Source organism: Gammaproteobacteria bacterium, from assembly GCA_041395725.1.
Lineage (GTDB): Bacteria > Pseudomonadota > Gammaproteobacteria > Pseudomonadales > Pseudohongiellaceae > NORP240.
This window is the reverse complement of sequence record JAWKZW010000001.1, coordinates 1,579,556-1,598,825: the sequence shown is the minus strand read 5'-3', so window position 1 is coordinate 1,598,825 and position 19,270 is coordinate 1,579,556. Positions and strand designations below refer to the sequence as shown.

Here is a 19,270-nt window from a genome sequence, read left to right as displayed (position 1 = left end):
CGCGGCACAGTTTCTAGTAAGCAGGATTGTTAAAGTGGGGATGACTAATCCAGATGCCCCACAGAATGTCCAATTCTGCCTGAATACCGACAGATGGCTAACCAGAGTCGGAGTGCCCGATAATTAGTTTAACCACTAAGATCATATTAGGAGATTCTCTGTGGCGTGTTTGGGTCCTTACCTTTGCTTTTAAATACCATTTAGTGTTGAACAATCAAAAACTAAAGTCCGCTATGAAGCCGTGAACAGAAGTAATCTCAAAATTATCGTACTTCCTTTTTTAGACCCTATGCCGACATCGTCCAGCTGAGTGATACAATAAACCCATGGACTTCATCAGCACTTCGTCATTCTTCCTGATCATGCTTGCCTTAGCCGCGATGCCGAGCGCGAGCGTGGCCCTTGTGGTGACGAGGTCAGCTACTCTAGGCGTACAAAATGGCATCGCCGTATCTGTTGGAATTGTAGTTGGTGATCTTGTTTTCATAGCGTTGGCATTGTCGGGAATGAGCGTCCTTGCTGAGACATTAGGTGTCTTTTTCACTCTGATAAAGTACATCGGCGGGGCATACCTAATATGGCTTGGTTTCTCTCTCCTTCGATCAAAACCGGCTATTGATAACTTGGTCGAGTCCAATATAAATAGCTCATCTCTGCTTGCCAGTGCGCTGTCAGGGTTCGTGCTTACGCTTGGCGACTTAAAAGCGATCCTCTTTTACGCTAGCCTGTTCCCAAGCTTGCTCAACGTCCCTTCGCTCACAGTGACTGATCTTCTAGCAATTGTTGCAGTGACTGTTCTAGCTGTGGGAGGTGTCAAAATCTTATACGCGTTTTCGGCCCGCAAATTGTTGGAAAAGATACGAAACACCGCAGCAAGTCGACACGCTCAAACAGTTGCTGGCAGCTGCCTAATGGGGACTGGTACGTATTTGATCGTGAAAGTTTGAAGCGCTATTTTCGCTCTGAAGCCGGAAGCTGAATATGAAAGAAGGATGGGTACGTTACAAACCAGGCGAAAGTTTGAAGGAAGCCGATATTCCAATATGCAGCCTGTGCCATGAGAAGCCAGATCATAGTGGCAAGATCGTCGCAGGTCGAGATGGAATATACCTTTGTCGAAACTGTATAAAATGCGCCTGCGAAGTTCTCAGAGAATCAGGATTTCCTGTTTATGACTGAGTAATTTGACCAAGGCCAGAAGCGAAACGTCCGCTTCGAGGCCGCAAGGAGCCGACCAGAGCAGCGACTGAAACGTCTGCTATCAACGTAAGTTGTTGAATTTACTTGCGCCTGCAAAGCGGACGTCCAGATTCGAACTAACCTGGTCGCCTTTTAAACCCGAAGCGGAATTAAGAGATTTAAGACTGCGAAGTCAATTTGCCAATCCATGCGTGGTGGACTACTCTTTAAATTGGTGGGGTCTTGTATTTCAGTGAATTGTTCAATTCCCTTACTTCTTGTAATGAGTTTTGTGTGAATTGGATTTCTAGCTAAATGTTTTTGATCTACATCGATGAGAGCGGAGATAGCGGGATGGTTAATAGTCCTACAAGGTACTTTGTCCTCTCCGGATTGGTTATACACGAGCTACGCTGGAATGAATATCTTGAGCAAATCATCGAATTTAGAAAACGCATGAGGGATAGTTTCGGATTGTTACTGAGAGAAGAGATTCATTCAGCACGCATGTTGAATCGACCCGGTGAACTGGTCAGGATTAAGCGCAACGACCGCCTTTCTATAGTAAAGTACTTTATCAACGAACTTGCCCAAATGACTGACGTGAGCATCATAAACGTAGTTGTAGATAAAGCAGGCAAGGCGAGAAACTATGATGTCCTAGAGAATGCTTGGCGAGCATTAGTACAACGATTTTCTAACACTATTTCGAATAGAAATTTTCATGGGCCAGCAAATCCTGATGAACGTGGAATGATAGTTCCTGACATGAGCGAAGTGAAAAAGATAAGGGAAACTATCCGAAGGATGAGAAGATACAATCCAATACGGAACCAACAAAGGCATGGCGCCGGTTACCGAAATATCCTAGTTTCCAATATGGTGGAAGATCCTTATTTCAAAGACTCAGAGAAATCTTATTTTATCCAAGCCGCGGATGTTGTTGCATTCGCCCTATATCAAAGCATAGCCCCATCCAGCTATGTGAAAAAGAAGTCAGGACAGAATTTCTTTCAGAGATTGGACCGGATTCTATGCAAGGTGGCTTCTACGACTGATCCAGATGGTATTGTGAGACTCTAAAAAATAAGGGGCCTTTCGGCCCCGGGTGAATCCTACTACTTGGTTGAGCCAAGGTTCAGATTCAAAATAAGCTTAGTACCGCAGGTTGTGTATGGCAAGATCTGTAGCTACTAGGTGTAGTATCGGCACATAGCTATTTGAATTTAATAGAAATTGGGCATCCTGAGTGCGTTTGGCATGTAACCCCGGATTAAAAATTAAGTCGGCTATTAAGCCGGAAGCTGACTTTTGGTAGACTCAATGCTACTTCCACTTTTGGCCGATCTAAGCCAAAACTCAGAGTTAAATTACAGGCCTATCAATGACTGCTTTCAGGTGAATTCCGGACACTGCCTGGGCCGTCGAATCGGAGCTAATATACTTTATTATCTTACATAAGAAAGCAACTTCGCCGCTCACTTGAGGCGGGCGTCAGCCAGACGTTCCCCTGGAACGCGAATCCTGTATTTTTTCTACAATAGCAGATGTGGAACAATCATCCAGAAATTCCAGAACCTCTACCCGTCCCCCGTAATTGCTGACGTAATCTCCACCGACCACCTTGTCGATACTGTAATCTCCGCCCTTAACCAGAACTTCCGGCTGCAGGCTCCGCAGCAGAGACTCTGGCGTGTCCTCGGAAAACGAAACCACCCAGTCCACCGCTTCCAGGCCCGCCAGCACGGCCATGCGGCGCTCCACCGGATTGATCGGCCTCCCCGCACCTTTAAGATTTCGCACCGAGGCGTCATCGTTAACTGCTACAACCAGCCTGTCACCCAGCTTTCGTGCTTCTTTCAAATAACCCACGTGCCCGGCATGAATGATGTCGAAACAACCGTTGGTAAAAACGATGGTTTCGCCGTGGGCCCGGGCGTCCTGAATGGCAATCAGAAGCTGGTCGGAAGTCATCACCCCTCGACCGGCACCCTGTTCCCGCAGAGTGGCCCGGCGCAACTCGGGGCCGCTGATTGCAGCAGTTCCCAGCTTACCGACCACAAGGCCGGCCGCCAGGTTCGCCAGCGCGGTGGCTTCCGGCAGAGATTCACCGGCCGCCAGCGAGGCGGCGAGTACCGATATCACCGTGTCGCCGGCACCAGTCACATCGAATACTTCCTGGGCCCGGGCCGGGAGGTGCAGTTCCGGGGCATCGGGCCTTAGTAAAGTCATGCCGTGTTCTCCCCGGGTGATCAGTATCGCCTCGAGATTGAGCCTCTTCACCAGGGCCTGCCCCTTCTCGACCAGGGTATCCTCATTAGGGCACACACCGACGACCGCTTCGAATTCAGCCAGGTTAGGAGTAATCAGGGTGGCATCACGGTATTTTTCGAAGTCAGTGCCCTTGGGGTCGACGATCACCGGTATGCGGTTCTCGCGCCCCAGCTTTATCAGCGATTCGACATTCGCCAGTGCGCCTTTTCCGTAGTCAGAGAGAATCAGCGCCTGGGCATTTTTCAGCAGGCCCTCTACCTTGGCCTGCAGACCAACCAGGTCTGCGGCTTGATGCAATTCTTCAAAATCCAGCCGGATCAGCTGCTGATGCTGACTGATAACCCTCAGCTTGGTAATAGTCGGCTTGTCAGGGGACACCAGGAAATCGCAGTAGACCCCCGCCGCATTAAGACGGGACTGCAGGTCTTCGCCATTCGCGTCGGCACCGATGATGCCCACCAGAGAGGCGGCGCTGCCAAGTGCGGCCAGGTTCAGTGCCACGTTACCCGCACCACCCGGCCGGCCTTCTTCACTGCCGACTTTGACTACCGGCACTGGTGCTTCCGGGGACACCCGTGTCGCCTTGCCATGCCAGTAGCGATCAAGCATAACATCACCGACCACCAGAATACGGGCCTGCTGGAAAGGTGGTATTTCAAAGTTCATGTCTATTCAGGGTCCGTGGCAATGGCAATCAGTATGTCTGGCGGCAGATCATAGCACAGGGCCTGTTCTATGTAGATTGCAGGTGATTGGCACTATTCTGGCCGTTTTCTGACTATTGTGGGTATTTAAGTGCATATATTCGCGATTTGGTTCGCTTTTGTGGGTTATGAAGCCAATATTTCGCCCCTTTGGATTTCGATTCTGTAAGCCAGGGAACCTCTGGTTAATTACCACGATGCGCGGCGTGAAACTGCCGGGCGCTACTGTGAGGCGTCGTGCGCAGGGGATCTTCACTCCCCTGCCAGCAGGTTTGACTGAAGGTCAAAGCATTGTGGTATTTAATCCGAGGTTCCCTAGGCATACTGCACTGATTTGCTACAATGCGGCTTCCAGAAATTGTGGCACAAACCGGCCCTAGAAAAAGACATGCACCCCAGGTGAGCTCCACAAACTCTGACAAAACCCCTCTCTCACAGTTTTACGCTCCTGGATACTGGCCAACCTGGCTGGGCCTGTCGTTTATGTGGTTACTCGCCCATCTGCCGTTTCCCCTGCAGATCAGGCTGGGCAGGCTGATTGGCTGGCTTCTTTACCTGTTCGCAAGAGAAAGGCGGGAGATCTGCCGGATAAATCTGGAACTCTGCTTCCCGGAGCTGTCGGCAGCAGAACGCCAGGCACTGCTGCGCCGGACATTTGTTTCCAACGGTATTGGTGTGATGGAAGCGGTCATGTCCTGGTATCGTAACCCGGAGGACTTTCGCGACCGGGTAAGCATTCAAGGCCTGGATAATCTAAGGCAGGCAAAGGCCGAAGGACGCGGCGTTTTGCTGGTTTGTGCCCATTTCACGACCCTGGAATTTGCTGGTTCTCTACTCAGTCTGTATGAACAGATGGACGTCACTTACAGAAAACACAAGAATCCCCTGTTCGAGGCCGTCATGACCAATAGTCGCAAGCGCTTTTACCCGGCTGTTATCGAACGTGAAAACGTCAGGGAGGCTTTTCGGAGTCTGAAAAAAGGGCACATAGTCTGGTATGCACCGGACCAGGACTATGGACCCAGGCATTCCGTGTTCGTGCCGTTCTTTGGAGTTCAGGCGGCCACCATCACCGCTACAACACGGTTTGCGAGAGCCAATAACTCACCGGTAATTTTCTTTTCTCATTACCGAAGAGACGACAACTCGGGATACGAACTGGAATTCAGCCCCCCGATCGAGAACTATCCCAGTGGTAACGAAGAGGCCGATGCGATTAAAATCAATGGAATTATTGAACAGGCTATCCGCAAGCATCCCGACCAGTATCTCTGGTTACACAAGCGCTTCAAGACACAGCCTGGCGGAAAATCCGCCCGCCCCTACCCGGACAGGTCCTGATGACAGGTAAGAAATACCGCTGGCGCTCCGTGGATATTCGACTGCTGACGATCGGTGCCAGTCTGTTACTTTCCGGTTTAATGGTGCTTACCGGCTGGTTACCCAACGAGGATGCCTTCACCTACATCCGAACCGTCGATATCTTCAATGAAGGCGGCGTGGATGCGGCCTTCAGCCACTACCCCTGGGCAACCTATCCGGTTCTGATTGCGCTGGTACACAACACGCTGGCACTGGAGCCGTTTCTGGCCGCGGTTCTCGTCAACGCTTTCTTTTATGGCCTGCTGGCGTATTCGTTTATCAGCCTGGTCGCCGAGTTGAACAGTTCCCGCACCACGCTGTTATTTGCCGCGATTACGGTACTGGTTTACCCCCAGCTGAATGAGAATAGACTGGTCATCATCAGGGATAGCGCCTACTGGTCACTGGCACTGTTAGGCCTGTGGCAATACCTCCGTTTCCTTCGCAATAATCAGTTCAGAAATGCCGCCGCCTTCTCGCTGGCTTATCTGCTGGCCGCGACGTTTCGCGCCGAGGCACTGGCCTTTCTGTTTCTCCTGCCTGCCTCCCTTCTGTTTGACAAGCGCATGGACTTCCACCGGCGCTTTCTTTTGCTGGGAATGTTTACCGGCAGCTCGGCAGGGTTTCTGTTTGCGCTCACGGCACTGGGCTTTCTGGCCGGGGTTGATTTTACAGATCTACTGGCAAACCAGCTCTCGGTGTATTTTCCGTTTGTGCAGGATACGTTTTTCCCCACCGCTGAAAGAACCGCGGAGATGGGCCGGATCGTGTTTGGAGACTATGCTGCGAACTTTACCAGCGACTACCTGCCTATTTTCCTGGCGGCTGGCCTGTTCGCGGTTTTTATTACTTACCTCGTCAAAGGAATCGGCACCCCATTCCTGCTGATCATGCTGGCTGGCGGTCTCGCGAGGCAGTGGTCATTGCCCCGCTGGCAACTGATACCACTGCTCACTGTGATTGCGGTGAATTGTCTCATCGCCATGGGCTTTCTGGTTACGACCCGGTTTCTTTCCAGCCGCTATGTCATGCTGATGAGCCTGGTTTTTGTGCTGTTCGTTCCACTCCTGTTGAACAGACTGCTTTCAGCCGCCCAGGCAGCAGGCAAAGAGAAACGCTATTTCTGGCTCGTTGGCTCATTACTGGTCTATTGTGCAATCGATGCCTATGTCTCCTTTGGAGCCAACAAGGATTATCTGCGGGACGCGGGAGAATGGATTGCGCAGAACAGTGGTCCGCAGGCTACTTTGCTGACCAACAACAGAACCGTTGCCTATTACAGTGAACGCATTGACGACTATGACATCGTGCCAGTGCTTCTTACCGAATCAGAAATACTGCAGCTTCCTGCCGGCAGCCTGATCGCTTACGAGGAGGACACCGCCTCATTAGGATTATTTTCCCGGGCCAGCACGGAGACTGCTGTGGAGGAGATTATCCGTATCGGTCCTGAAACGAGCAGGCAGGTCGTTATTTATCGCCGCCGCTGAAACACCCTGCTGATTTACTCATGGCGACCAGTCAATCACCAGCTGTCCGACTCTTCCCGCTTGGTGACCAGGATATCCTCCATGATAAGGTATTCCAGTTCCGAGCCAATGAACAGGTTAACCGCATCCTCGGGTGAACAGACCAGCGCTTCTCCCGGGCGATTCAATGCGGCGTTTATGACCATACCATAGCCTGCCATGCTCTCCATGTACCGGAGCAGCTGATAGAAGCGAGGGTTGGCATCATGGGTCACAACATGGGGGCGGGTCGTGCCATCCTTGTAAACTACCGAGGCAAACGGTTCGTGCCATTTTTCCCTGACCGCTTGATTGATGCACATGAAGCCATGATTGGCCCCCGTTTCGAGAAATTCTGCGGCAAAACTGTCCAGAAGACTGGGCGAGAAGGGCCGCCAGCGTTCACGGAATTTTATTGTGCTGTTCAACAGGTCCGCGACACCCTCCTGGCAGGGGTTAGCGAGAATACTGCGGTTTCCCAGAGCCCTTGGGCCGAACTCCATCCGCCCCTGAAACCAGGCCACCAGATGTCCCCTGTTGAGCAGTTCTGCCGCTTTCTGCGGGGCATTCTCCACCTCTTCCCACTGAGGTCTGTCGCGGTGATTTCGACAGGCGCTGATACATTGCGTCTTGGTGAAGCGGGGCCCGAGAAACATGTTGCGTAAAGGCTTGATCCTGACACCCTCGCTGGCCAGCGCATAACTGGCGGCGCCGATGGCGGTTCCCGCATCGCCGGCGCCGGGGTGCACGAGGAATTCCTGCACCGCAGGCAATTCCTGCAGGCGGTGATTAAGCTTGATGTTCATGGCACTGGTGCCGGCGAAAACCAGCCTCCCCCCTTCTTTCAGTACCGGATAGAGGTAATTAATCACCAGCCCGGCGGCTATATCCTCGTAAAGTTTCTGGATTGCGGCAGCATAATGAACATAAGGATCGTCTACCAGCGCGCCTTCGCGACGAGGACCAAGCTTCTCGATAAGCCTGGGACTGAAAAAATGCCCGCGGGATTTAGCTTTATAACGACGAAACCCGACCGTACTGATCAGCCGGTTGTCCACCTTAAAATTGCGGCCTGTGAAGCGCGCCAGGAACGAAAGATCATAGCGCTCTGGATCGCCGAACGGCGCCATGCCCATGACCTTGTATTCACCATCGAGAATATCAAAGCCAAGATAATCGGTAATGGCCGCATACATCCCGCTAAGGGAATCCGGGTCATAGAATTCCCGGATTTTTCTGATCTGGCCGTGTTTTCCCTCTGCCAGAAGGATGGTGGCGTACTCGCCCCGTGAATCGATTGTCAGGATGCCTGTTGGCGCATCGGAGCCGCTCAGATGGTAAACGCTGCTGGCATGTGCAAGCTGATGCTCAACCGGGAAAAATTTAATCCTGCTCCAGGGTATATGCAGTCGCTCCAGTAAATTCCTCACATCCTTGATGTAGCGGCGATAACGTCGGTTCCCATTGAAAAGACTGTCAAAAGCACGATCCGGTGCATACCAGTGGCGCCGGGCATAATGCCAGCGGGCCGGGCTGAGCAGACTGATCGGCGCATTGGGGATTGCCACGATATTGACATCGGCAGGATTGACGCTGGCGTACTGCAGGCAGAAGCGGGCGGCGTGATAGGGCACTTCACCCTTGGCATGCTTGCGCCTGATCAGCCGCTCTTCTTCCGCAGCAGCAACCAGTTCGCCATCTACGAACAGCGCTGCTGCGGGATCATGACCTATGGTCCCGGTGAGACCAAGCGTGATCAGAGTCATCGAACTGCTCCCATTGCCACTTTTGCCCGCGTTTTAATCACTCAGCGACCTCACCAGTTCGCGGGCCTGACCACGCAGGTGATGCAGACCCGAATCCTCCGAAAAATTCTTTAAGAAGCGTTCCAGATCTTTTCTGAAAGCCCGCCTGAACGTCAAGCGCAATGAATGGCGGGTAGTAGCGTCGAGATCCAGCAACACCAGCTCGTCGTTTGCATAGATAAAATTGCTGGCTTTGAGGTCTCCATGGGAAATCATGTATCGACGCAGGACTTCCAGAAACTGCCCGAAGCTCTCAAAAATCCGGTCTCTGACCTGCGGGCTCAGGCCCGCCGAACCCAGCACTTCGGGAACCGTTTGCCCCTTTACCAGCTCATAGAGGATGTAGGACTCTCTGCGTAAATACCAGGCCTGGCGCTTCTCCAGCATCAACAAAGGCCTGGCGGTGGTAACGCCCAGCATCTCCAGCACCAGCCCCGAGCGCCAGGAACGGGAAGCGCGGCTGGCGCGCAACATCCTGCGTAATCCATGCAGCCTGTTCTTGATATTGTAGCGCTTCAGCACATAGTCAGTGCCTCCTACCGCAACCTGCCCCACTGTTGTGGTATTTCCGCCTTTGAGCAGAGTCCCCTGCTCGAGATAAGAATCGGGATTCTGCAGAAAGTCACGGAATTCTTCGGACATTATTTTCCGGTTACACAACAGACGTCGGTCCCTGCGGTGCTCCACATGAAAGGCACTGGTCTCACGGAAGAGCTTGGATTGGTACTTGTCGAGCCGTCGTTCCCTGGCCTGCCTGATCAATGCCTGCAGGTTCGTAATGTCCGCGATAGCCCCGTTCCCGGGCAGTTCACTATTGTAGGCTTCCACCATTACTCTAACCCGCGGATCCCGATACACAGAGAACTGTGCAAAAAACAGCGCCAGGTTTGAGAGGCGTTGCGCTTCTGAAAGCAACATGCCGGGGTTTTCAGATTTGAACTCGGCACTGTCCAGCAGGTACATGGTGCCATCCAGCGCCATAAAATTGCCCAGATGGATATCCTGCTGCCAGAGACCCTGCTGATGGCAGCGGGCGATCAGGCCAAGGGCCTGCCGGACATGGGTGTCAAGATCCATGGCGTGTTCATCCACCAGAGAATCCAGCCCGACGCCCTCGGACAGATATTCGCTTATCAGGTAGCCGCCCTTGTGACCAGCCAGATTACCACTGGCCAGCACCTGGGGAACCGGCAGGACGCATTGCTCGGTTAACGCATAGCCGGCCAGTTCTCGCTGCAGATGACGGGACCAGCGTCGCCGGTGGTAAAAAAGCTTGATAATCACGGCCCGATTCTGCCAGTGGGCAACCCCCACCAGTCGCTTGCCTGGCAATAATCGCAGTATCCTGCTGATAGCCAGTTCAACTGGCTCGGGAGGCGCTGAAGTATCCGCCACAGCGGGAAGCAACGTCACTGTCAGCGGGGTACCTGCATCGTGTTCAAGACCGACAAGTTGGTCATTCATTTCAGGACTCATTGCTTGGCTCGAAGCGGGTTACCCAGCTTTGTGTAAAGTGCCTCGCCACGGGCAACAACATCTCTCCAAAACCCGTTATCCTGGTCCAGAGTATTCCTGAGGCTGGAATCGCTATAAAGACGGGCAAATCGTAACCGATCTCGCTGTGTCAGCCCAATATCCTTGCTGGAAAAATACAACCCGGCAATGTCTTTCTTAACCCACCGGGAGTCAGGACTCTTACCGAACAGCGCCCGATGCAGGTCAATCAGGTAGATAACCGGTCCGGAGGCGCCAGAGGAAAGTTCAGAACCGGACAGCAAATGGAAATGACAAAGATAGTAGTCACGGTGGCAGACACCGGCTGCGTGCAGGCGACGGCTGATTACGGCCACCTTTTCAATCAGCGCTTTTTTAACTGCAAACGCAGGCGGGTTTTCTTCCCAGTCGGCGCAATAGGCTTCCAGGTCGATGGTGTTTTCCAGTTCCCTGGTTACAAGGAAGGACTGCAGGGCGGCCGGGTTCCAGCCCCGCTTGCCATACGCGGCGACAGTCAGCGTATCGATATTCCGTTCCTGCAGCAGACGGACGGCACGCCATTCATTCTCGGCACTGATTACCGGCAATCGAAAGCGTATCAGATTCTTGACTATTTCTTTCCAGCCAACCCCAGAATGAAACTTAAGAAAATAGCCCTTTCCTGCCAGCCTGAACAGCAGCGTTCTGCGTCCCTTCACCTGCCGGTAAATCTTTCCTTCCATCCCGCCCAGCAATCGAAAGACATCCTGCTCCTGCCAGATCCTTTCAAGCTCGTCATCCAGGTACAGAATCATCAGCTTTTCGCCTGCGCGAATTTTTCCAGGTGGTCAGTAGCTACCTGGGCCATGGCATACAGCGCATCGGAGCGCCCGTAGGCAATACCATTCTGCTGCCAGGCCGGCCTGTCTTCGGAAACCAGCATGTGCTGCAGCTTATCGTTCAACTCCTGCTGGTCGAATGGTTCACTGCAGACCAGGCCGGAGCCGGCTTTCTCTATGTGGCAGGCATACCCACAGGTGCTGGTGGTCAGTACCGGCAGGCCGACAATCGTCGCTTCCAGCAACACGTATCCCGCACTCTCGCTGTAAGCAGGATGCAACAGCAGATCGGCGCCCAGCAAAAAGCGTGGAATATCATCCCGGCCGGGCAGCACCTTGACCCGATCGGCAATTCCAAGTCGTTTTGCCAGGCGTAAATAGCGCCCCGGTGCGTCCTGACCGACGAGCAGATAAGTTACCCTTTTGAGAAGCTGCTCCGGCAGCGAAGCGATCGCGTGCAGCGACCGGTCAACGCCTTTGACCCTGAAACCAGAGCCGATCTGTATAACCAGCAAATCATCGTTACTAAGCCGAAATTCACTGCGAAACTGGCGACGGATCAGAGACGATGCATCGGTCAGTTTACGGTCTGGATCAATACCGGGCGGGATCAAGTGCAGCCGCGGACCGCAGCCTGGGTAATACTTTTCAAAGCCCCGCTGCTGTAATCGCGAAAGCAACAAGACCTGAGTCTTGCTCTGTGCGCCGAACACCGACCGCTCGTAGTCCATGAAATGACGAAAGCGCGGTGTATAGCGATAGTACCCACCCCGCTGGTTTTCCGCCTTGTCGGCAAAACAGGGATCGGCGGCAAAGTACACATCGAGCCCGGGCATTTTATTGAACCCCACAACCAGATCACAGGGTTCTTTCTGCAATTGCTCGAGGACCCGGTCGGTAAAGCGTTGGTAGAGCTTCAAGCGAGAGCGGGCGGCGACCTCTACGAACCGCAGGTCCACATCAGAGGGAGTTTCCCCCTGCCACTTTAAGGTGTAGACAACGACCTGGTGTCCCCTGCTGACACACTCCTTCATAATCCGGTGAAAATCCCGCTGCTGGCCTCCATAGGGGAAGTACGAATAAATGAGGAAGCCAAATTTCATCAGGAAACCGGTTCAGCAATCAATTTACTGAATTTATGCCAGACCGTTTCCGGTCTGAGAGTTGAAAAGCAGGGCGGAAAAACCAGAAACGAGCTACCCAGGTAATTATCTGTGACACCTGGCCCTGTATAAGTGCATTCCCGTTTTACACAGGGCGCACAATTGAGGTTTGATTTCAGGTGATACTGGTTGTCGCCATAGGTGCCGGAAAGCCCCGGATCAGTGGGACCGTACAGGGAAAGAGTGGGTATCGACAAGGCCGCCGCCAGGTGGCCCAGCCCGGTATCCACGGCGATTACTCCCGCCGATACGGCAATATGACAGGCCAGGCCGGTGAGAGACTGCCTTGGCAGGATTTCAATCTGATTATCACCTTTGGCGATCAGTTCGGCGCGTTGTTTCTCCGAGTCATTGCCCCAGGGCAGCAGTACTCGGTAACCCGCCGAGGTCGCCATACCGGCCAGTTCACGCCAGTAATTGTCGGGCCAGTTTTTAGTTTTCCAGGTCGTACCGTGAAGAAAAACCAGCTGTTTCTTCCTGGGTTCCTGTCCCGACAGACCGATTCTCTGATAATCGATGCCATAATCCACCTGCCCGGGATCATACTTGTACTGCAGGGCCCGGGAAAACAGTTCTCTCACGCGCTCCACGGCGTGTTCGGTCCACGGCACGGAATACACTTTGTTGTAGAAAAGAGTGGCCATCGGCTCCCTGATCGTCCTGTTGCTCAGGCCGACGGTTATGCCCTTCGACATACGGCTTACAATTCCGCTCTTGATAAGGCCCTGGGCATCAATCACCAGGTCGTAGTGGACTTTCTGCAGATTTTTACGGAATTCCGCGATTTCCCCGCCGAAATAACTTTTGAACCAGTGACCTCGCCAGCGCCTGATGCCTACCGGTATGACGGTCTCAACCGCAGGATGCCAGGCGGGGACTTCGGTGAAGGCCTCCTCCACAACCCAGTCAAAAGTCAGATTACGGTTGGCGCGACTGGCATCAGTGACAGCGGGAAGGGTGTGGATAATATCGCCCAGAGAGGATACTTTGACTATCAGAACGCGCAAATCGTTGACTCCGGACTCTCAAGGCAACAGCAGCTCCAGAAGACTGCCATATACACGCTCAGGCGTGATTTCAGTGAGACATCGCTTATGGCCCAGCGGACAACTTCGTTGGAAGCATGGCCGACAGGCAATATCAGTGAACAATGATTTTACCCTGTCTGCCAACGGAGGTGTAAAGTCTGGTGAAGTAGAGCCATATAATGCGATCAGTGGGCTGCCAACCGCCGCTCCGATGTGCATCAGGCCGGAATCATTGGTAATCGTGGCGCTCGCCAGTGATAGCAGGTCGATTGCCTGACCGAGATTGGTCTTGCCGGTCAGGTCATGGCAATGGGGCCGGGCAACCGATGATACCCGAGCGAGTAGCTCCCGGGCGGCATCACGATCCTTCGGTGAGCCAAGAACCCAGCTCTGCCACCCGTCGGCCACCGCCAGTTCGCAAAGCTTTGCATAATGCTCCAAAGGCCACTGTTTGGCGTCTCCGAATTCTGCCCCGGGACACAGGGCGAGGATTTTCCCGTCCGCTGCCAGGCCCAGGGCCTGCGCGGCAGCGCGGGCCTGCTCCGGATCTGTCTCCAGGCACGGGCGGCGGTAGCCTGGTAAGGGCTCCCCGGGGCCGACACCCAGCGCCACGAAGCGCTGAACCATTAACGGATACCTGTCGGTATGCAGCTTTCGACAGTCGGAAAGCAATGCATTACGAAACTCACCCCGCCAGCCAGTCCGGCGGGCGATCCCCGCAAATCGTGGGATCAGTGCCGACTTGAATGAGTTGGGCAGCACGATCGCCTGGTCGAACCGGCCTGCCAATTCTCTACCCAGCCGGTATCTTGCCCGCAGGCTGATCTCACCATGAGCGAAAGGCGAATCGATGGTTTCGTTCACTTCGGGCATACGTGCTAGCAGCGGCCGGGACCAGGCGGGCGCCAGGACCGCGATATGGCATTCCGGATGGCGGTCTCGCAGCAAACGCAGCAGAGACTGGGCCATCACCATATCCCCTATCCAGGACGGCCCCGCCACCAGAACGCGATCGGCAGGTATATTACCGGGAGCCGGCATTGCAGGTCATCGGCCAGGGACTCATTGGAAGCAAGCGGATTCGAAAATCCGTTCCCAGATGGCAGTGACTTCTGCCTGGTGCAGCTCGAGGACGCTGGCTGATTGCAGATCCTTTGGCTGCTGCAGAGCGATCTGATGGGAGGCAGCCCGAAGGTCCAGATAGGCGCTGATCAAGGTATTCATCTCCCCTTCTTCCAGCAATTGACACTCTCGAGCCGCCTCGAGAATACGATAGTTATCCGTATAGGTGAGTAGTTGCGGGAATTCTCCGGCATAGGCCAGCACCAGGTATTGAACCAGAAATTCTATATCAACGATCCCGCCCTGCCCCTGCTTGATACGAAAAGCCAGCTGGTCCAGTTCACTGGTTGAACTGGCCTTCAGCTCCTTGCGCATTCTATTGCGCATGGATACGACTTCGCCGGCAAGTTCATCCTTATCCCGTGGGGCGGACAAAATTTCGGCGCGAACCTCAGCAAACTTTTCCAGCAGACCTGGAGCTCCTGCTACTCCCCGAGCCCGCACCAACGCCTGGTGCTCCCAGGTCCAGGCCCTGGTTTTCTGATAGTCACGAAAGGATTCTACAGAGCTTACCAGTAATCCGGATTCACCCGATGGACGCAGACGCATGTCAGCTTCATAGAGTTTCCCTGACATGGTAGGGGTGCCCAGCAGTAAAATTATTCTTTGGGCAAGCTTGATATAGAACGCCCGGCTGTTGAGCGGCACCTGTCCTTCACTGACCACAGTCTCTTCGTCAAGGTCCGCCTGGTGCAGGAAAACCAGATCCAGATCAGAGCTGTAGCTTAATTCGAGCCCCCCCAGCTTTCCGTAACCTATAATTCCAAAATTTGGCTCACCGTATCTGCCGTCGGTATGCACAGGAAAACCGTGTTTGTCGACCATAAACTGCCAGGACAGATATAGCACAGCATCCAGAATGACCTCTGCGATATAGGTGAGATAGTCGCTGACTTTCATCAGGTGCATCTTGCCCGACACTTCCGCCGCAGCGACCTGCAGATGGTGAGACTGCTTGAAGTAGCGGAGGCTGTCCAATTCTTCTTCGAAGTTGTTCTCATCGACCCTGAGAAGCTGCACCCTCAACTCTTCAGCCAGGCGATGCTTCTCCGGCGGCGCATCAAGCACATTGAGCAATTCGTCCAGCAGTATTGGATACCTGCTCAAATAGTCTGCAATCAAAGGACTGGCAGCGCAGTATTGTACCATCTGTTCCAGCGCCTGGGGATTCTCCAGTAGCAGAATCAGATAGGCTGTCCGACGGCTGACCGCCTCTATCAAGGCCATCACCCTGGCCAGGCACAGGGAAGGCGCTTTCGTTTTGGCCACGGCATCCAGCAGTACCGGCATGAAAACATTGAGCCGCTCGCGGCTTTCTGCCGGCAGGGTAAGGAATTTCTTTTCCCGGCGAAATTGCAGGATTACATTCTGACTGCCCTGAGGGTCTTCAAACCCGCCCGCTCCCAGCATGGCAACCGCATCCTGCTCCGAAAGCTCCTGCCGCCACAAGGGTGCCCAGTCGTCGCCCTGGTGCCTGGTCTTTTCGACCTCTTCATCCGTACCCAGTACGTCTCTGAAATGGTTGCTGACAATCTGACGATTCTGCTCCAGGGCTTCGAGCAGGGCAGCCCAGTCAGCGTGCCCCATCGCGAAAGCAATACGCTGCTGCTGTTGCTCGCCGGTTGGCAGGCTCTGGGTCTGCTGATTCGCAAAAGCCTGCAGTTTGTGTTCAAGATTACGCAGATACCGGTATGCTGACTTCAGCTCATCCGCCACGTCGGCGGGCAGGTAGCCGCCGGCTACCAGGTTTTCCAGGGTGCGTACCAGCGCCGGATAGCGCAGCGATTTGTCGCGACCACCGTAAACCAGTTGCAGAGCCTGGGCGGTGAATTCCACTTCACGTATTCCCCCCGGCCCCAGCTTGATATCGCCGGCCAGCTTGCCGCGACGGGCCTGCTTGTTGATCTGTGATTTCATGCTGCGCAGGGATTCGAACATGGCGAAATCCAGATACCGGCGGTAGACAAAAGGTTTAAGACGTTCCAGCAGCTCTTTCCCGGCCGGCTTGTCGCCCGCTACAACTCGGGCCTTGATCAATGCGTAGCGTTCCCAGTCCCGACCCAGGCTTTGGTAGTAGTCTTCCATGGCATCGAAACTGGCCGCCAGGGCCCCCTCGCTGCCATAGGGTCGAAGACGCATATCGACTCGGAACACGAAGCCATCGGCGGTAGTGGTATCGATAGTATCGATCAGGCGCTGTCCGAGCCTGGTGAAAAACTGCTGGTTGGTCAGTTCCCGACCATCGGTCTGGCTGGTATCGACCTGGCCGGCCCCGGGGAAACAGAATATCAGGTCAATATCCGACGAGACGTTCAGCTCATGGGCTCCCAGCTTGCCCATGCCGAGTATCACCAGCTGCTGCTTTTTACCCTTGGAAACGGGCTCACCCCACTCGCGGTGTGCCCAGTGCTGCAGAATTTCCAGGCTTGCCTGCAGGGCGGCATCTGCCAGCTCCGACATCTGGCGACAGACTTCATGAACATCCACCAGCCCGCAGAGGTCCCTCCACAGCACAAGCAGGTATTCGCCCCGATGAAAGTGGCGCAGGCGGCTCTTCAACTGTTCGGCGCCATTCTGGTAACCGAGATCGCGAAGCGAATCCAGTACAGAGCGCAGCCGCGTTTCATAGTCGGTGCTGGCCTGCCTTCTTTGAGCGGCTACTTCCAGCAGCAACAGGGGCCGGGCCAGCGTGATGCCAGCAATGAAATCACTGGCACACCAGACACGAAACAGTTCCTGACGGAAGTCCAGGTCCTGGGTCAGTAATTCTTCGAGCTGCCCGGCATAGTCGGCATGTTCCTGGAGCCGTTTCCAGTAACCGGCTACAGTACCCTGTAAATTTTCCGGGATGAAATCAGCACCCTGCACGTTAGTGACCCGCCAATTTATTTCTGGTACTCAGGTGTGACACGCAGTACTTCGCTGATAGTGGTTTTACCCGCGGCAACTTTCAATGCCCCGGCCAGACGCAGACTTCGCATGCCTTCTTTGTAGGCCTGTTTGCGTAACTGTACCAGTGAGGATTTATCATCCGATAGAGCCTGCAGGCTTTCACTGAATGGCATGACTTCGTAGATACCTTCGCGCCCGAGAAAGCCGGTTTCCCGACACTCGAGACAACCCTCTGCGCTGGCCGCGTTGGCCGGCGCCTTCACCTTCCAGGGGGCCGTCATCAGGTTCCAGGCCGATTCGTCCGGTTCGGACGGTTTCTTGCAATAGGGGCACAATACCCGCACCAGTCGCTGAGCCATAACTCCAATAACTGTCGCCTTGATAAGATAAGACGGCACTCCGAGTTCCAGCAGTCGGGTGATTGCCGAGGGGGCATCGTTTGTATGCAGGGTAGTGAATACCAGGTGGCCGGTCAGTGCCGCCTGTATGGCCATATCGGCCGTTTCCAGGTCACGGACTTCGCCGATCATGATGATGTCAGGATCCTGTCGCAGCAGTGCCCTGACACCGTCGGCAAAACCCAGGTCGATGTTCTCCTGAACCTGCATCTGGTTGAAGACCGGCTCTACCATCTCGATCGGGTCTTCGATGGTGCAGACATTCACTTCATCCGTGGCGAGCGACTTCAACGTTGAATAAAGGGTGGTGGTCTTACCGCTACCTGTCGGGCCGGTTATGATCACAATCCCGTGGTTATTACCGGTTATATGTTTCCAGCGCGTAAGATCCTCGTTGACCAACCCCAGTTTTTCAAATGGTTTGAGCAGGACTTCCGGATCGAAAATACGCATCACCAGTTTCTCACCAAACGCAGTGGGTAACGTGGATAAGCGCAGTTCGACTTCCCGTCCAGCCGGGCTCTTGGTCTTTATGCGTCCGTCCTGGGGCTTGCGCTTCTCGGCAACATTCATGCGCCCCAGAATCTTGAGACGACTGGTAACCGCACTCATAACCTGCATGGGCAATGAATAGACCGTGTAGAGCACACCGTCAATCCGAAAGCGGATGTTGCCTTTGTCCCGCCGCGGCTCAATGTGGATATCACTGGCTCGTTGCTCGAAGGCGTATTGCAACAGCCAGTCGACCACGTTGACTATGTGCTGATCATTGGCCTCCGGCTCCTTGATATTGCCGAGCTCCAGCATCTGCTCCAGATTACCGACACCTTTCCTCTCTGTCGCACCCTCACTGGCACGATTAATGGAGTTGGCCAGGCTATAGAATTCGGTGGTGAACTTTTTGATCTCTGTAGGGCTGGAGACAACCCGACTGATCTTTCTTTGGGTAGTATGGGCCAGGTCCACTTCCCAGCTGTCGATATAAGGCTCCGCGCTGGCCACGGTAATCTCCACTGGCGTGACTTCCACAGCCAGGATGCCGTGACGCTGGGTAAACGCGTACGACATGATGTCGGTAATGCTTGCAACATCGATTTTCAGGGGGTCGATACGGTAATAACTCTGGCCGCTTTGCTGGCTTAACACCATGGTCAGTGTTTCCAGGTCCAGATTCTTATCCGGCGCCAGGCGATCAACCAGATTCAGACCGGCCAGATGCTGCAGAACATGGCTACCCCGGCTGGCAGAGCGGTAGCTTTTCAGGGCAATGTCGTAGTCTTCCTGGTTGATACGCCCCGTGTTCAGCAGGCCCTGAAGAAACGGCTGGAGCTGGACCTGCTGCTGTTTGCGCTGATCCAGTCCTGACATGACGGTTTGCGGATTACCCATGTGTAAAATCCAGCTGTTAGATACTTGCTAAAGTTGTCGGCAGCTGCCACGAACCTGTGACCTGTCCGTGAAGCGCCTGACAGTCGCAGCAGAAGAATTGCTGCTCCAAGGCGTGTTCACATTATTTGATTTTA

At 54.1% G+C, this 19,270-nt stretch carries 13 protein-coding genes; 4 read left to right on the top strand and 9 right to left on the bottom strand.

The window, feature by feature from the left end:
• Positions 1-326: 326 nt before the first annotated feature.
• Positions 327-947, top strand: coding sequence for a LysE family translocator (locus R3F50_07045; GenBank protein ID MEZ5490061.1), 621 nt, complete (start codon positions 327-329; stop codon positions 945-947).
• 547 nt (positions 948-1,494) lie between these two features.
• Positions 1,495-2,262 carry a DUF3800 domain-containing protein gene (locus R3F50_07040; GenBank protein ID MEZ5490060.1) on the top strand — a complete coding sequence of 256 codons (768 nt, stop codon included), beginning with the start codon at positions 1,495-1,497 and terminating at the stop codon, positions 2,260-2,262.
• 411 nt (positions 2,263-2,673) lie between these two features.
• Here R3F50_07040 and hldE read toward each other — a convergent pair whose 3' ends face one another.
• Complete coding sequence (gene hldE / locus R3F50_07035) at positions 2,674-4,119, bottom strand: bifunctional D-glycero-beta-D-manno-heptose-7-phosphate kinase/D-glycero-beta-D-manno-heptose 1-phosphate adenylyltransferase HldE (protein ID MEZ5490059.1); 1,446 nt, start codon at positions 4,117-4,119, stop codon at positions 2,674-2,676.
• A 437-nt stretch (positions 4,120-4,556) separates the two neighbouring features.
• On the opposite strand from hldE, the gene lpxL reads away from it, so the two are divergent.
• Together lpxL and R3F50_07025 are read left to right on the top strand one after the other, a co-directional pair.
• Positions 4,557-5,498 carry an LpxL/LpxP family Kdo(2)-lipid IV(A) lauroyl/palmitoleoyl acyltransferase gene (gene lpxL / locus R3F50_07030; GenBank protein ID MEZ5490058.1) on the top strand — a complete coding sequence of 314 codons (942 nt, stop codon included), beginning with the start codon at positions 4,557-4,559 and terminating at the stop codon, positions 5,496-5,498.
• On the top strand, positions 5,498-7,009 hold the full coding sequence (locus R3F50_07025) for a hypothetical protein (GenBank protein MEZ5490057.1): 1,512 nt from the start codon (positions 5,498-5,500) through the stop codon (positions 7,007-7,009). Before lpxL ends, R3F50_07025 begins: the two co-directional genes overlap by 1 nt.
• A gap of 35 nt (positions 7,010-7,044) precedes the next feature.
• Here R3F50_07025 and R3F50_07020 read toward each other — a convergent pair whose 3' ends face one another.
• From R3F50_07020 to R3F50_06985, 8 genes are read right to left on the bottom strand one after another with little or no spacing between them, the layout of a single operon-like run.
• Positions 7,045-8,793: a carbamoyltransferase C-terminal domain-containing protein gene (locus R3F50_07020; GenBank protein ID MEZ5490056.1), complete on the bottom strand. Its 1,749-nt coding sequence runs from the start codon at positions 8,791-8,793 to the stop codon at positions 7,045-7,047.
• Between the two features lie 33 nt (positions 8,794-8,826).
• A complete protein-coding gene (locus tag R3F50_07015; GenBank protein MEZ5490055.1) occupies positions 8,827-10,296 on the bottom strand; it encodes a lipopolysaccharide kinase InaA family protein in 1,470 nt (489 codons plus the stop codon).
• 8 nt (positions 10,297-10,304) lie between these two features.
• Complete coding sequence (gene rfaP / locus R3F50_07010; GenBank protein MEZ5490054.1) at positions 10,305-11,120, bottom strand: lipopolysaccharide core heptose(I) kinase RfaP; 816 nt, start codon at positions 11,118-11,120, stop codon at positions 10,305-10,307.
• Positions 11,120-12,247 (bottom strand): glycosyltransferase family 4 protein, encoded by a 1,128-nt coding sequence (locus tag R3F50_07005; protein ID MEZ5490053.1) that lies wholly within the window; start codon positions 12,245-12,247, stop codon positions 11,120-11,122. Before R3F50_07005 ends, rfaP begins: the two co-directional genes overlap by 1 nt.
• Positions 12,247-13,314, bottom strand: a complete 1,068-nt coding sequence (gene waaC, locus R3F50_07000; protein ID MEZ5490052.1) for a lipopolysaccharide heptosyltransferase I — start codon at positions 13,312-13,314, stop codon at positions 12,247-12,249. The genes R3F50_07005 and waaC overlap by 1 nt, the downstream gene beginning before the upstream one ends.
• 18 nt (positions 13,315-13,332) lie before the next feature.
• Positions 13,333-14,376 carry a lipopolysaccharide heptosyltransferase II gene (gene waaF / locus R3F50_06995; protein MEZ5490051.1) on the bottom strand — a complete coding sequence of 348 codons (1,044 nt, stop codon included), beginning with the start codon at positions 14,374-14,376 and terminating at the stop codon, positions 13,333-13,335.
• A 21-nt stretch (positions 14,377-14,397) separates the two neighbouring features.
• Positions 14,398-17,325: a bifunctional [glutamate--ammonia ligase]-adenylyl-L-tyrosine phosphorylase/[glutamate--ammonia-ligase] adenylyltransferase gene (gene glnE, locus R3F50_06990; GenBank protein MEZ5490050.1), complete on the bottom strand. Its 2,928-nt coding sequence runs from the start codon at positions 17,323-17,325 to the stop codon at positions 14,398-14,400.
• A 17-nt stretch (positions 17,326-17,342) separates the two neighbouring features.
• The gene (locus R3F50_06985) at positions 17,343-19,115 is read right to left on the bottom strand and encodes a GspE/PulE family protein (protein MEZ5490049.1); all 1,773 of its coding nucleotides are present in this window, start codon (positions 19,113-19,115) and stop codon (positions 17,343-17,345) included.
• Positions 19,116-19,270: the final 155 nt, after the last annotated feature.